10 protein-coding genes are annotated in these 14871 nt (G+C 54.3%); 5 read left to right on the plus strand and 5 right to left on the minus strand.

Features of this window, described 5'->3' with window-relative positions:
• Window positions 1-246 precede the first annotated feature (246 nt).
• Entirely contained in the window at window positions 247-3537 is a 3291-nt protein-coding gene (locus QQL64_RS15515; RefSeq protein WP_284401283.1) for a protease pro-enzyme activation domain-containing protein, read from the plus strand.
• Between the two features lie 85 nt (window positions 3538-3622).
• Here QQL64_RS15515 and cysN read toward each other — a convergent pair whose 3' ends face one another.
• Together cysN and cysD are read right to left on the minus strand one after the other, a co-directional pair.
• The gene (gene cysN / locus QQL64_RS15520) at window positions 3623-5491 is read right to left on the minus strand and encodes a sulfate adenylyltransferase subunit CysN (RefSeq protein WP_284401285.1); all 1869 of its coding nucleotides are present in this window, start codon (window positions 5489-5491) and stop codon (window positions 3623-3625) included.
• Complete coding sequence (gene cysD / locus QQL64_RS15525) at window positions 5491-6396, minus strand: sulfate adenylyltransferase subunit CysD (RefSeq protein ID WP_284401287.1); 906 nt, start codon at window positions 6394-6396, stop codon at window positions 5491-5493. The genes cysN and cysD overlap by 1 nt, the downstream gene beginning before the upstream one ends.
• A 605-nt stretch (window positions 6397-7001) precedes the next feature.
• On the opposite strand from cysD, the gene QQL64_RS15530 reads away from it, so the two are divergent.
• From QQL64_RS15530 to QQL64_RS15545, 4 genes are all read left to right on the plus strand, one after another.
• The gene (locus QQL64_RS15530; protein ID WP_284401289.1) at window positions 7002-8810 is read left to right on the plus strand and encodes an HAD-IIIC family phosphatase; all 1809 of its coding nucleotides are present in this window, start codon (window positions 7002-7004) and stop codon (window positions 8808-8810) included.
• Window positions 8811-8821: 11 nt separating this feature from the next.
• Entirely contained in the window at window positions 8822-9067 is a 246-nt protein-coding gene (locus QQL64_RS15535; RefSeq protein ID WP_284401291.1) for an acyl carrier protein, read from the plus strand.
• Window positions 9064-10506 carry an MBOAT family O-acyltransferase gene (locus QQL64_RS15540; protein WP_284401293.1) on the plus strand — a complete coding sequence of 481 codons (1443 nt, stop codon included), beginning with the start codon at window positions 9064-9066 and terminating at the stop codon, window positions 10504-10506. The genes QQL64_RS15535 and QQL64_RS15540 overlap by 4 nt, the downstream gene beginning before the upstream one ends.
• A 205-nt stretch (window positions 10507-10711) precedes the next feature.
• Window positions 10712-11698, plus strand: coding sequence for a hypothetical protein (locus QQL64_RS15545; protein WP_284401294.1), 987 nt, complete (start codon window positions 10712-10714; stop codon window positions 11696-11698).
• Window positions 11699-11745: 47 nt separating this feature from the next.
• On the opposite strand, the gene QQL64_RS15550 is transcribed toward QQL64_RS15545, so the two are convergent.
• The 3 genes from QQL64_RS15550 to QQL64_RS15560 form a co-directional block, all read right to left on the minus strand.
• Window positions 11746-12834 (minus strand): class I SAM-dependent methyltransferase, encoded by a 1089-nt coding sequence (locus QQL64_RS15550; protein ID WP_284401296.1) that lies wholly within the window; start codon window positions 12832-12834, stop codon window positions 11746-11748.
• A 213-nt stretch (window positions 12835-13047) separates the two neighbouring features.
• On the minus strand, window positions 13048-14031 hold the full coding sequence (locus tag QQL64_RS15555; protein WP_284401298.1) for a class I SAM-dependent methyltransferase: 984 nt from the start codon (window positions 14029-14031) through the stop codon (window positions 13048-13050).
• Window positions 14032-14305: 274 nt separating this feature from the next.
• Window positions 14306-14857 carry a D-glycero-alpha-D-manno-heptose-1,7-bisphosphate 7-phosphatase gene (locus QQL64_RS15560; RefSeq protein WP_284401299.1) on the minus strand — a complete coding sequence of 184 codons (552 nt, stop codon included), beginning with the start codon at window positions 14855-14857 and terminating at the stop codon, window positions 14306-14308.
• Window positions 14858-14871 lie beyond the last annotated feature (14 nt).

A 14871-nucleotide genomic window follows, 5' to 3' on the forward strand; every position in this document is an offset into this window, starting at 1 on the left:
CTGGGAATGACCCTATGGCCTTGCATTTTGACGTCGTTTTCATGCCTACTTTGTAAGCAACGTGATGGTTCAGTAAAAAGCACGTGAGCGTTCAGTGACGAACAGTCCACGATGACCTACAGGGAGGTGCGGGTTCCAGCAATCCTGAGATTGAATTGACGATCAGCAACGATCAAGACCTGTCACCGCGGCGGGGTTGCCCGGGGGCAGAGTCTTTCTTTCAGTAACAAACCAATGGGGGAATTCATGTCTACATTCAGGAGCGGGCCTCGGTCCGCCAGAGCGGCGTTTGCGCTCGTAGCGCTATTACCGCTGGGAGTGCACGCAGCTGGTGCGCAGGTAGCCAACTACTATCCGAACTACGCGTCGGACACGGCCAGGATCACTGGCGCGATTGACACCTCGAAACGGGTGTCGGTGGGAGAAAAGCCGCAATTGGCCGTCTCTGCCCAAGACACCGGTGCATTGCCTTCCACGCAAGCAATCCACAACGTAACTCTGCTGCTCAAGCGCAGCGCTGCCAAACAGCAGCAGTTCGATGCCTACGTCCATGCGCTGAGCAATCCCAGTTCGCCATACTTTCATCACTGGCTTACGGCAGCCCAGATCGGCAGCCTGTTCGGCCCAGCCCAGTCCGACATTGACCAAGTCAAGCAGTGGCTGCAGGCCCAAGGCCTCCAAGTCACCTCCGTCTCTCCGACCGGCATGATGATTCACTTCTCCGGTAACGCCGCCACCGTCGGCAACGCCTTCCATACTTCGTTGCACAGTTACGTGGTCAACGGCGAAAAGCATTTCGCCAACAACAGCGCGCAGCAAATTCCTGCGGCACTCGCCACCGTGGTGACGGGCGCGACCTCGTTGAGCAATTTCTTCCCCAAGCCCCAGCATATCGATGTCGGTGCGGTGAGCCGAGACAAGCAGACCGGCAAATGGAAAACCGTCGCCAAGGCTAGCGGATCACCCCAATTTACGACGCCGTCTCAGCCTCCGGGGCAAACCGCCCAGACGGTCTATGACGTGGCGCCGGCTGACTTTGACGCAATCTACAATGTCACGCCGCTGTGGAACGCGAGTACTCCCATCCGCGGCGCTGGACAGACCCTGGCGGTGCTGGAACGCACCGACGTACTACCTAACGATGTCCAGGGATTCCGCAGCGTTTTTCTGCCCGCCAATGCAGCGGGTACGGTCAGTTACATACATCCGTTAAAAAGTGCCAGCGATACAACCTGCACCGATCCCGGCACCAATGCCGACGAGAGCGAGGCAGCTCTGGACACCGAGTGGGTAGGTGCGGCAGCGCCCGATGCGAACATCGTCTTCGCTTCGTGCAATGACGCCAATAGCGCGACCTTCGGACCGTTCACCGCGGCAGAAAACCTGCTCACTGGTTACACCACGCCGGTGCCTGCCGTCTTCAGCTTGAGCTACGGCGAATGTGAAGTCGACGGGCTGATGGATGGGACAGCACAGGAAGCCGCTACGCTATGGGAGCAGGCCGCAGCACAGGGCGTGACCGTATTTGTATCGACGGGCGACTCCGGCTCGGCCGGCTGTGACGATAACCGACTCGTTGCCCATGAAGGCGCTGCGGTCAACAGCATGGCCTCGACACCATTCAACGTTGCCGTGGGCGGCACCGATTTCAACGACTTCAACAACTACAGCGCGTATTGGAACTCCAACAACTCGACGCTCAACCAATCGGCGTTCGGCTATATCCCGGAAATGACCTGGAACGATACGTGCGCCAGCAACGTGCTATACGGCCTGCTCGGCTATAGCAACGGCGTGCAGGCGTGTAACAGCAGCGTAGGCCAGAATTTCCTGGGTACTGGTGGCGGCAGCGGCGGCTCGAGCCTGATCTGGTCCCAGCCGATATGGCAGACAGGTATCAATGGGTCCACCAATTTCGGGACACGCATGCTCCCGGACATATCGCTGTTTGCCGCCAACGGCCTGTATGGTCATGCGCTGATTTATTGCATGTCCGATGCCAGCGAAGTCCAGCAAGCAGGAGTGACCTGTAGCTATAACATCCCCGAAAACGTCTTCTTCAACAGTGCCGGCGGTACGTCATTCGCGGCACCGGCCATGGCGGGCATCCAGGCACTGATCAATCAGGCGAGTGGACAGAACAGCGGCAACATCCTGCCAGCCTTGTACAACATCGCGGCCAAGGAATATGGCACGAACGCATCGCCGAACAGGTCGATGTTGAGCACCTGCAATTCCGGTAGTAGCGCGGGTAGCTCTTGTGTGTTCAACAACGTCACTGTGGGCAACAACGACGTGCCATGCGCGCAGGGATCCAACGATTGTTATACCGGTCCGAGCGTCGAGACCTATGGCGTCGTCAGCGCAGGCGGCTCCGCGGAGCTTGCACCAGCATGGAATGCTAATTCCGGCTACAGCCTGGCAACCGGACTGGGTAGCGTCAACGTTACCAACCTGGTGAACGCACTAACGACGTTCTACAAGCCGTTCCAAAACGGTTACGTTGCGCCGTATGACTTCCTGGCCCCCACCAACGGTGCGGAAGCCGATGGTTTCAGCGATATTGCCTTGGTGAATCCCACGACAGGGGTATTCACCCAGCTGGCCATGAAGGGCAGTGTCGTACTGGAAAACGTCTCGCAATCCGTACCCGCCGGTTACACGATCGGCGCCGTCGGCGAATTCTTTGCAGCCAGCGCCGCCACAAACAACACGGTTGGTTTCAAAATCGGCGGCCTGGCATGGACCGGACCGGACGACCAGCTCTGGGTCTACCTTTCCAATGGAACAGGCGGTGCGAACGGTTACACCTACTTGAAGGTCGGTAACCCTTATGCGGCTGGATGGACCTTAGTAGGAGCCGGCAATTTCGACGGCAGTGGCTCCGATGAGCTGTTCTGGTGGAATAGCAGCACTGGCCAGATCGAGTGGTGGGACCTGACCGCACCGGCCGCAGGTACCGGCTTTGCCGCCGCCACTCCGCATGCTTTTACGGTGGCTACCGGCTACGTACCTCACCTGGCAGACGTCAACGGCGATGGTTATGTCGACATCGTCTGGACCAACACTTCCAACAACAGCGTCTACGTCTGGACCAATAACCAGCACGGCAGCTTCACCAACACAACGATCCAGAACCACCCCGCCGGCTTTACCTTGTTCGGCGCCGGTGACGTGACTGGCACTGGCAGGACGGCACTGTTCTGGACGAACCCGGCGGCCAACCAGATGATGGTGTGGAACATGAATGGCGCCACCATCGCCTCTCAGACGACGTTTAACATCGCTGCCGGTTACACGATAGCGAGCATCGCCGATTACAACGGCGACGGCCTGGCCGACATCCTCTGGGTTGGAACCGCTGGCGATGTGTACGATTGGTTCAGCGACGGCAACGGTAGTTTCTACTCGCAACGGGTGGCCGATGCGGCCGGCAGTCCGCTGGTGATTCCGGCGGGAGCCCAGATCCAGGCAAACCGTCTGCAAGGCGGCAAAGCCGTCACCGCGCTAAATACGTCTGTGGGCGTCAGCCACTAAGACGCTTTGGCAAGTGTGTTGTAAATAAAGAGGCCGGACAGCGATGTCCGGCCTCTTTTTCGTTACCGTCCGGGATCGGTGAGACTCATCCTGCCCCTGTAGGGTCAGAGTCATGTATCAATCGCTTTGCCAATACTTCAACCAACGATTCGATGGAACCACCACTTGTACGCAAATGCACATCCGGTGCGCTGGGAACCTCGTAGGGTGAATCAATACCCGTGAAGTTGCTGATTTCGCCGGCCCTCGCTTTGCGATAGAGCCCCTTCGCATCGCGGCGCTCACATTCCTCCAGTGGCGTATCCACGAACACCTCCATGAACTCACCTTCGGCAAACAAACCGCGGGCGAATTCACGTTCGCTCTCAAACGGCGAGATCACGCAAACCAGCACTATCAACCCTGCGTCGACCATCAGGTGCGCCACTTCAGCGACGCGTCGCACGTTTTCAACGCGGGCTTCAGCAGTAAAACCCAGATCGCGGTTCAAGCCATGACGAAGATTGTCTCCATCCAGCACGTACGTATGGTAGCCGCGCGCATTGAGGTGGCGCTCCAGAAGATTCGCGATAGTTGACTTGCCGGCGCCCGACAGGCCCGTGAACCACACGCATCGGGGCCGTTGCCCCTTGTTGCGCGCACGCGCCTGTTTGTTGATATCGAGATGCTGCCAGTGCACGTTGGTCGCACGGTGCAAGGCAAAATCCAGCATGCCGCAAGCCACCGTGGCATGGCTGTGCCGATCGATCAGAATAAAGCCACCCAGAACATGGTTTGTTGCATAGGCTTCGAATGCAACCGGATGGTCGAGATCGATGTTGCAATATCCCACTTCGTTCAACGCGAGGCGATGAGCTGCGAGCGCAGCCTGCGTGTTCACATCGACTTTGTGTTTGATCGACGTAACGCGCGCATTCACGGTGCGTGTTCCGATCTTGAGCCAGTAGCTGCGGTTGGGCAGCAATGCCTCGTCACCCATCCACAGCAGATGCGCTGCGAACTGATCCGCTTCGGGTGCCGGACGCACAGCATCGGCGATAACGTCGCCTCGGCTTATGTCGATCTCGCGGTCCAGGGTTAACGTCACCGCTTGCCCCGCATGGGCCTCAGGCATTTCCCCCGTGGCTGTGATGATCCGCGCCACGCGCGCCTGATGCGTACCCGGCTGAACGACAACCTCGTCGCCGGCCCTGATGCGACCACCACAAATCGTCCCGGCAAAACCTCTGAAGTTCTGGTCGGGACGGTTGACCCATTGCACAGGCATGCGAAAGTCGGCGGACTGCACCGGATCGACACTTATGGTTTCCAGTATGTCCAGCAATGTCGATCCGGCGTACCAGGGCATGTGTATGGACGGCGAGCTAACATTGTCGCCACCAAGTGCGCTGACCGGCAGCCCGTATACCGCGCCAATACCTAGCTGACTGGCCAATTCGCGGTAGTCGGCGTAGATCGATTCGTAGACGGCCTGGCTATAGTCGACCAGATCCATCTTGTTCACTGCGAGCACCACTTTACGAATACCGAGCAATGCGCAGATATAGGTGTGCCGCCGCGTCTGTGTCAGTAGTCCCTTGCGTGCATCCACCAAGACCACGGCCAAATCGGTATTCGACGCGCCGGTAGCCATGTTGCGCGTGTATTGTTCGTGCCCCGGGCAATCGGCGACGATGAAGCTGCGTCGAGCACTGTGAAAATACCGATAGGCGACGTCAATGGTGATACCTTGCTGCCGCTCGGCGTCCAATCCGTCCGTGAGCAAAGAAAAATCCAATACATCATCAGACTGATGCTGACGACGGCTGTCCCGTCGCAACGCCTCGATCTGGTCGTCGGCCAGCGTGCCTACATCGTAAAGTAGCCGGCCGAGCAGCGTGCTTTTGCCGTCGTCCACGCTTCCGCAAGTAATGAAACGCAACAGGCTGTGTGTCGAAGCATCACCGGCGGCCATTAGAAATAACCTTCCTGCTTTTTGCGCTCCATCGATGCGGATGGATCGTGGTCAATCACCCGCCCTTGCCGTTCGGAGCTGCGTGACTGACTCATCTCGTCGATAACTGCATCCAGCGTATCGGCCGATGACTCCACGGCGCCTGTCAACGGATAGCAGCCAAGCGTGCGGAAACGAACTTTGCGTATTTCTATTTTCTCGCCAGCGCGCAGGACGAAGCGGTCATCGTCGACCATGATCAGCGATCCTTCCCTCTGCACTACAGGCCGTTCACACGCGAAATAAAGCGGTACGACAGGGATATTCTCGCGCTGGATGTAACGCCATATATCCATCTCTGTCCAGTTCGACAGCGGGAAAACACGCACGCTTTCACCGCTGTGAATATGGGTGTTATAGACGCTCCACAATTCGGGTCGCTGGCGCTTCGGGTCCCAGTGGTGCTGCGCGTTGCGAAAGGAAAATACGCGCTCTTTGGCACGGGCCTTTTCTTCGTCGCGCCGCGCACCGCCGATCGCAGCGTCGAATCGGTATTTGTCCAACGCCTGCTTGAGCGCCGCCGTCTTCATTACGTCGGTATGCACTGTCGCACCGTGAACCAGCGGTGATATGCCCTGTCGGATGCCATCTTCGTTGATGTGCACCAGCAACCTAACATCTCCTGCGGCCGCCACTCGATCGCGAAACGCGATCATCTCCCGAAATTTCCAGGTGGTATCGACGTGCAGCAAGGGAATCGGTGGAGGCGCGGGGTAAAACGCTTTACGCAACACATGCAATAGGACGGAGGAGTCCTTGCCGATGGAGTACAGCATGACCGGTCGCTGGAAGCTTGCCATCACTTCTCGGAAGATGTGAATGCTTTCGGCTTCAAGCGCATCGAGATGAGAAAACGAGGTGTTCATCAGTCCAATCGGCAAGTATTTCCCGGCAAAGCCGGGGCTTTATTGGGTGAGCCGTCAAAGAAGCTCATGAAAGCACGAGCCGCCTGAAGGCAGCTGGCTATAGCCCTTCTTTACCTAGTTGTAGCGCTCATTCTTTTTCTCCTTGGTTCTGCATGTAGATCCTTGCCATCACCTCTTCCCGCATAGGTCAAACCTTCAGGAGTCCCTCGACTGACCCGAGGATTCCCTCACGTTATGTTCCCGGGATCCGATTTTGCCATGCTAGCGCCACATATGGCGGCTGCGGCGGGCCGGTCAGCTTACGTCCTGGAGCGCTGTTGCACAGCCCCAAGGGACTCGGGTATCTTCATCCAGGTGTGAAATTTAAAAATGAAACGGGCTGGATCTGGTCAACGGATCCAAATATGTGTGCAGGGGCACCGGAACGCTCAGAGCTCTCGCCGTCCCGTCCGAACGTATATATATAGCCTCGCCCAAACACGCGTTTTCCACCACCCCGGCTTGGCCACAACCCACAAATGATGCCTGCCAACAGCGCTTAGTGCTGTCGTATCATTGCGGATGTTGCCAAGTGGCAGAGTTGTATCGAGAGCCCAACTAAGCATATGGACGTTAGAAAGTTTCACCTCGAGCAAAATAACGACGCCACGTTCAATTACTTCAAGCTAATGAAAGAAGTAAAACGGTTAGGCGACCTCAAAGCAAAGATTGATCGAAAGGTAAAACTCGCCTTTTTGGCGGACTGTGCGACACAGCATCTGACCATGCTTGCTCAGGTCATCGGCGCTAATCGCGGACTTGATATCGAGGTGTACGAAGCGGGCTACGACACCATTGAACTGGAAGCTTTCAACCCGTCCTCTGCACTCTATGCATTTAATCCAGATTTTATCGTCATCCTAAAATCTGCGGAGAAGCTGAAGCACAAGTTCTACGCGGCACCCCATGCGGATGCCGCCGGACACATGGTTCAGCACCTCTCGTCAATCTGGAACGCGATCAAGACTCACTCTCGCGCAACCATTGTTCAATCGACATTTGTTGTTCCGCTTGAGAGACCGTTTGGCAATTACGGACGAATGCTGGCGGGAGCATTGGACCAGTTCTTTACCGACGTGAACCACAAGCTAGTTGAGGCAGCCCGTTCTGAACGCCAGGTTGTACTGAACGATGTAGATTTTCTCGCGGCCGCCGTTGGTCGCAGGAACTGGATCGACGAGAAGATGTGGGCACTAGCCAAGGAGCCGTGTGCGCTTGAATACATGCCCTTGCTCGCGCACAACCTGGTGGATCTTATTGGATCGGCCATCGGCAAGGTCGTTAAATGCGTTGTCCTGGATCTGGATAACACCCTTTGGGGTGGTGTCATCGGTGACGATGGGCTTGAAGGCATTCGTCTCGGCGACCTCGAAGATGGCGAGGCATTCGTAGCGTTCCAACACTTCATCCTTGGCTTGAAGAGGCGCGGAATTATCCTTGCGGTTTGTAGCAAGAACGACCATCACAACGCAATTCTCCCCTTTCAGAGCCATCCCGAAATGGTGCTGAAGGAAACGGATATAGCCGTCTTCGTCGCCAACTGGAACAACAAGGCAGACAATATCCACTATATCCAGCAGACGTTGAATATCGGCCTGGATTCCATCGTCTTCCTGGATGACAATCCCTTTGAGCGCGATCTGGTGCGGAAGATGCTCCCGGAAGTCATCGTCCCGGAGATGCCGGAAGACCCGTCTCAATACATCCGCGTCGTTGCAGAACTCAACTTGTTCGAAACTGCAAGCTTTTCTGAGGCAGACGCCGAACGCGCAGATATGTATCGCGTAGAAGCGCAACGAGAACAGGCCAAGACCGGATTCGAGCGTATCGAAGATTACCTTCTGTCACTCGACATGGTGATTACGTTGGAACGCTTCAATGCATTCAATCTGCCGCGCATTGCACAGCTCATCCAACGCAGCAATCAATTTAATCTCACCACGCGGCGGTATAGCGAGAGCGACTGCGAACAACTCATGAACGACGGTGAGAATGCTTTTCCGTTCACACTCACCCTTGAGGATCGATTTGGTAACTACGGACTAATTTCCGTCGTCGTGCTAAAGCGTGTGGACAGCGAACTCGTTATCGACGAATACCTCATGAGTTGCCGCGTGCTGCAGCGTGGCGTCGAGAATTTCGCCATGAACGGGATCTTCGGTTTAGCCAGGCAGCTCGGTCTTACGAGCGTGAGAGGTTCGTACATTCCAAGCAAGAAAAACGGAATGGTGAAGGACTTCTACGCCGGGTTTGGTTTCGAGAAAATCCACGAAGAATCCGATGGAACCACTCAATGGCTGCTACCTACCGACGCCTACCTGGACCAGCCAGCGCTTATGCGCACCGGCACTCTTGATTTTCTTTCGTCGACTTGAAGGATTTGCACATGGATCGAAACCAGATACACGACAAGCTCACGGCGATCTTTCGCGATGTGCTCGATGACGACTCGATTGTCCTGAACGACTCGACCACCGCAGATGATGTCGATGGCTGGGACTCGCTCTCCCACGTAAATCTCCTGGTAGCAGTGGAAAAGCGCTTCGCTATTCGCATGTCGACACGCGAGGTGAAGAGCATGCGCAACGTGGGTGACTTTATTGCACTCATCTCGCAGAAACTGGCTCAATGAATTTCACGTCACTGCCCTTCCTTTTGGCACTGGCCGTTGCCATACCGATCACTTATTTCATTCCTGCGAAATTCAAGTGCGTCTATCTACTGGCATTATCCTATCTATTTTACTTCACATGGAGTGTCGGTTACTCGCTTCTTCTGGCAGCTACCAGCCTTACTACATACAGCGCGGCGCTAATTATTAGCAACGCAAAATCTGACTCAGTTAAAAAATGGGTTGTGGCCGGCGCAATATCCGCCTTGCTTGCCGTGCTGGTATTTTTCAAGTACAGCGAAGCTTTGGCTGCAATCGGTAAAGCGCTAACGGCGCCTGGTTTGTCTTCCGTGCTGACAGGCTTGGTGATCCCCATCGGCATCTCCTATTACCTGTTTAAGTCCATCAGCTACGTGCTAGATGTGTACTGGGGCAACCTAGAAGCGTCCCGCGATGTCGTAGCCGTCAGCCTCTACATAGCGTTCTTCCCACAGATACTCAGTGGCCCGATCCAACGCTCGCCGGAATTCTTTAAGCAGATTTCTTCGGGAAATTTCGGCCGGCTTGATCCTCCAGCATTCGAGCGCGCAATCGGGTTGCTCCTACTTGGCTTCTTCGAGAAGCTTGTGGTTGCCGACCACATCGGTGCACTGGTTCACGCCGTTGACGCGGCTCAGAGCACCAACGCTTATCTGCTACTGATCGGCGTATACGGCTACACCTTGCAGCTTTTCGCCGATTTTTCGGGTATCACGCACATCGCAATCGGTATAGGCCTGTTCTTTGGAATCGAAGGTCCGCCGAACTTCAACCGTCCGTTCCGTGCAAATAACATCCAGGAATATTGGCGCGGCTGGCATATGAGCCTGACCACCTGGCTAACCGACTATCTATTCATGCCTTTGCGCCTGGCGATGCGCAATATGGGCAACTATGGCCTTGCGCTCAGCATCATGATCAACATGATCCTGATCGGCATTTGGCATGGTGATAATTGGACATTCCTAGTCTTCGGCGTCATCCACGGCGTATTCATGATCTGCTCCGCGCTGACGTTGAAGCCCCGTAATACTTTCTTCAAGTCTCGCCCCACGCTATCGCGCCTGCGAAAGGTCTACGCACCCATTGTGACATTCCATATGGTTTGCCTGGCGCTCATCTTCTTTCGCGCACCAACCGTATCCTCTGCGGTCGAAGTAATACGAGGTATCGCACATCACCAATTCAGCACGAAGATTCCACCGTCCATTGGACATGACGTGCTGATTCCGGCCCTTGTTGCTGCGGTTATCGCTTTCGACCTCGGCACAGGCTATCTGGGTCTAAATCGTCTTGGAACGCTTATAGCGGGCACGAGCAACAGCTCGAACCGCCGATGGATCAGTTATGGGACGGCGCTATTGATCATTCTTTTGCTAGCGAGCACCGGCGGCGGCGAGTTTATTTATGCAAAGTTCTAAGTTCACCGCTAAGCGGCTGATAGCGCTACTTTTCCTTGGGTTGGCGACGTTTGTTTGCACCGACGCGCTAGTGTTTCGGTCTGGTCTGTACAACCGCTTGATTTCCCCAGAATCGATGAGCGGCTTCGTTTACTACATGGCCCACTACGAGAAGCAGCGTCGAGCAGATCCTACTCGCGACGTACTTCTGACCGGGGATTCGCGCATGAGCGAAGGCTTCTCTCCACGGCTTGCCAATGCGAGCGGCGTGGCCAAGGATTTCCGTTTCATCGAGGCAGGCATGCCGGGTACGACGCTACGAACGTGGTACTACCTATTGAAGGATATGGATCCAAATGCCGATCGTTATCGAGCGATCGTCCTAAGCATTCCAAGTTATCGCGAAGTATCTCCAGATGATCCCTCGCTGGATGACAGAGAGCTGGATGCCGACATGCTGGCTCCCATTCTGGACACTACTGACTTTATAGAGCTAGCAAACACATTTCCCTCACCAGACAAAAGGCACGTGATCTGGTCACGGGTGGCTACGTGGGCTCTAAATTATCAAATGGACTTTCAAGACTTCCTGCTGCACCCCAGGAAGCGTCTTCGCGCTGTCCGCTGGCGCAACAGTGTAGGAAGCACTATGGGAGACGACTACGAAGGACATCCTGAGTCCATGGTCGGACTTGCGTTTGACGCCGGGACTCATTCGTTGACCTACCCAGCGCGCCTCTCGGAAATTGAACGAAGCGCCGTAAGTCAACGCTTCCTAACCCCGTATACCTATCCGCCTGAGCCGCTGGACGCTTACACAAGCGAATGGCTTGAAAAGATCTTCGCTCGGTACGAACACAGCTCTACTCAAATCGTCATCGCTCGCGTCCCAACATCCCCGCTCCCGGGAGTATTCAACGAAGCGGACAAGCCGATGGCACACTTCATCGACAAGATAGGCCACCACCCCAATGTCATCCTGATACCGGAAGACACCTTTCTCAACCTTGAGTCACCGACATACTTCTTCGACACAAACCATCTTGACGCTGTTGGTCGAGAGCACTTCACAAGTCAAATGGTGGATGCTTTAGCCGCGGCCCTAACCAGTGGCCATCCACAGAATCGATCCGTTCACACTCAAAGCAGCGATCGCGCTCAAAGCAGCGATCGCGCAACGGATGTCGTGCATTCAAATCAGCCGATGCAATGAATGGCGCACCGTTTTTAGCGTGCTCGGCGATATTGACAAGTATTCAACTATACGGGCTCATGCACACTGTTCTGCGGTGTTATATCTCGTGAGTATTCGTGGTTAGCGGATGAATCCACAGTCATTACGGCGATAATATGGGTGGGCGTAAGAGTCCCATTGCGAAAACCAACTTCATCAAACTCATGCAACCGATCAATAAATTGACGATCCCAATCCTGTTTAATGTCGAAATTGTGCCCAAAACAGCGATCGATGAATACGTCAACAACATTGGCGAAGCCAATAAACAATCTGAAATCAAATCGCTCTAGCAACAGCGGCAATATGTCTTGAGCTCGTATTCCTTCAAATCCTTCTGTCGAGCAGTCCCAATTCTCATACCGCTCTTCATGTCGTTTGAGGAGATGATTGTAGCGATACGATTCTGGCAACTCTTTCCAGAATTGATTCACCGCATCAAGGGCCTCCGGCCAACGCTGGTGACCATTCCTGCCAATCATGTCGTGGGTAATAAAGTATCCGCGTGGATCCAGTGCACGCACCACCTGGTCAAACAAGCCCTCAAGGTTTAAAACGTGATGCAGCGACTGATTAGCCATAATCGCCGTATATCGCTGCGATGCTTCCCATTTGTTGAAATCACCCTCGACGAACGCCAGGTGTTCCGAAAGACCTTCGCGCGCCGCCATCTCACGTCCTCTTTGAAGCATGTGAGGATTCATGTCCAGGCATTCAATCGTAAATCTGGTAAGCCCGGCTTTTTGCAAGAGGCCTGCAACACGAACCTCAGTATCACAATTTCCCGACCCTACGCTTACAAAAGTTGGAGACGTTGCGTTGCAACGCTGCGCACTTTCTAAGAAATATTTTGCAAAAAACTCGTCCGAGTTAGCGAATCCATATTCTTCCAGCATCGGTCGTAGATACTTGTTCGACCAATAGTGAAAGATTTCCGGCAGTTCATTGATGTTCACCACATCTTTGTAGTACTTCTTTTCAGCGGCCAACTTGGCGTCATAACTGGCGTCACCGATTTTCGCACTGAGAGGCGCCGCGGAAAGCGTCGGCCTTATCTTCTTCGCATTAGTGTTGTGACCCGTTACACGCCGCACTAACTCGCTGAGATAGTTCATCTTGCTTCCCTTTTTTAAGGCTCTTTGTCGCTGGATAGGTTTCGATAATTCTTTAGTAAATGGTTTTGGCCTACTTCGCTGATAATCAATTACTTGCGAGATGCCAACTTATATAGAATGAGGCAATACCTTGGTACATTGCCAACCGATTACCTCTGCGCTACCCGTTTCTATGAATCGCAGCTTGAGGCTTTATACGTTTGCTCCGATATCTCAGCGGAATTTTTGGGCCAGGCTTAATGCCCAATGTGTGCGCTGCTCCGCAATAGCATGTTCAAGATAACATCTCGCACTTTCTAACCCCATCGTGTACATAAGGGGACCAAAAATAGGGTCTTTCAAGCGAGACACGTTTTCCGGTACTGCCGTCCAGAGCCGATTGAGCATTTCCTCTGCACTGCACGACTTTGTTTGGCCATATTCAGCGAGAAATGCCCAGGTGCGCCCATGCAATGGGTGTACCTGGAACCCATACTCAGCAAAGAGCGGCGCCAATCCCTTGAGGGAATACGACATGATATGCCCTCGTCCATAAGGGTCGAGATAGCCTTCATCGTATTGTTTGACATACTCGGGCTGTCCGCTGTTGAAGAAATAAACGGCGCCGCTGACGGAACGGGCCGCTAACTGGCTCAACAGTTTCCGGAGAATGGTAGGAGAGAGGTGCTCAATGACTTCGATACATGAACCAGCCTCAAATTTATGTGGTACGTCATCGAGCGATCCGACCACATAATTTGGATGTTTCGTCCTGTATTCGTCAGCTGGCGGAAATAGTTCCACGGCATGAAAAATCGATTGAGACGATGGCATCAGCATCGATAGCGAATCAAGCAGGAATCCGGGTCCCGAGCCCACATCAATAAAACGATGGATAGGAATGCGGCTGTACAGGAATGTCTCCGCGACCCGGTTCAGCGACGAGCCAAATGATCGCTCACGCGCGGCCCTGACTTCCTCTTTCCAGTACTCTTCGCTGTAGTTACCAAGTTTTCCGGCATCGATATCGACGAGGAATTGCTCGTCTGCCGAAAGACTTCCGCAATCGCGGCATTCAAAATACTGAACGTCAGAAACCTTGCGATAAGTAGTCAGCGACTTGCGTTGGCACACGGGGCAATACACGATTCTCTCTCCTGAAAATGGCAAAGCGCGGCGCCCGTGGGCGTTAATGTGACCGCACTTATTTTCGATCAAACAATTCTTGCATTTTGAACCTATAACGTTTCTGCATCGTGAAATGCCTAAACATCCTGACCGCACAATAAATTTGTTGCACGTCGCGCGCCACGACCTGCGTTGGCAAATACCTGGTCCGTCTGCAAGCTTACCCCAGAATCAGCCTGCTATTAATTGTTAGCCTTTCATCTACAAAACGTCGACGGACATTCCTGTAATGACCCAAATTCCTTGCACCTAACTTACAGGCAGATTTCTCGCCTCTCAAAAGCTGCACTGACAATTGAGGCTGTCAGTCTCCCGGCCTGGCGGACACAACTCGCCGCATGTCGAGCACAGCGTCTTCGACCATGAAATAAGCACCAATGCCGGCACTTATCGCGGCTTCCCGATCACTGGGCTTGTCGCCGACCATGACCGAGGAAGCAACGTCAAGCTCAAACCGCGCAGCAGCGGCCAAAATCATGCCTGGTCGTGGCTTGCGACACTCACAATCCAACCTCCAGCTACCAAGCCCAGCTTCCGGATGATGAGGGCAATAGTAGGTCGCCAGTATGGGTATATTTCGCGCCCTGAATTGATCGTGCATCCACTGGGTATATGCCAGATAAGACGCTTCGCTGTAGTAGCCACGCGCAATCCCCGCCTGGTTGGTCACAACAATCAATTCGTAGCCCGCATCACGAGCCATGCTGCACAGCTCGAATATTCCTGGGACCCAGTCTGTCCGCTCCGGGGTATGGACATAACCGTGATTAACGTTTATTACGCCGTCTCGGTCCAGAAATAGCGCTTTGCCATTTGTGCAAGACCGGGCAGTCGGATCAGTTTCCGTGGGAAACATGCGAGGGCAACTGC

This window comes from Dyella lipolytica (genome assembly GCF_030160075.1).
GTDB lineage: Bacteria > Pseudomonadota > Gammaproteobacteria > Xanthomonadales > Rhodanobacteraceae > Dyella_B > Dyella_B lipolytica.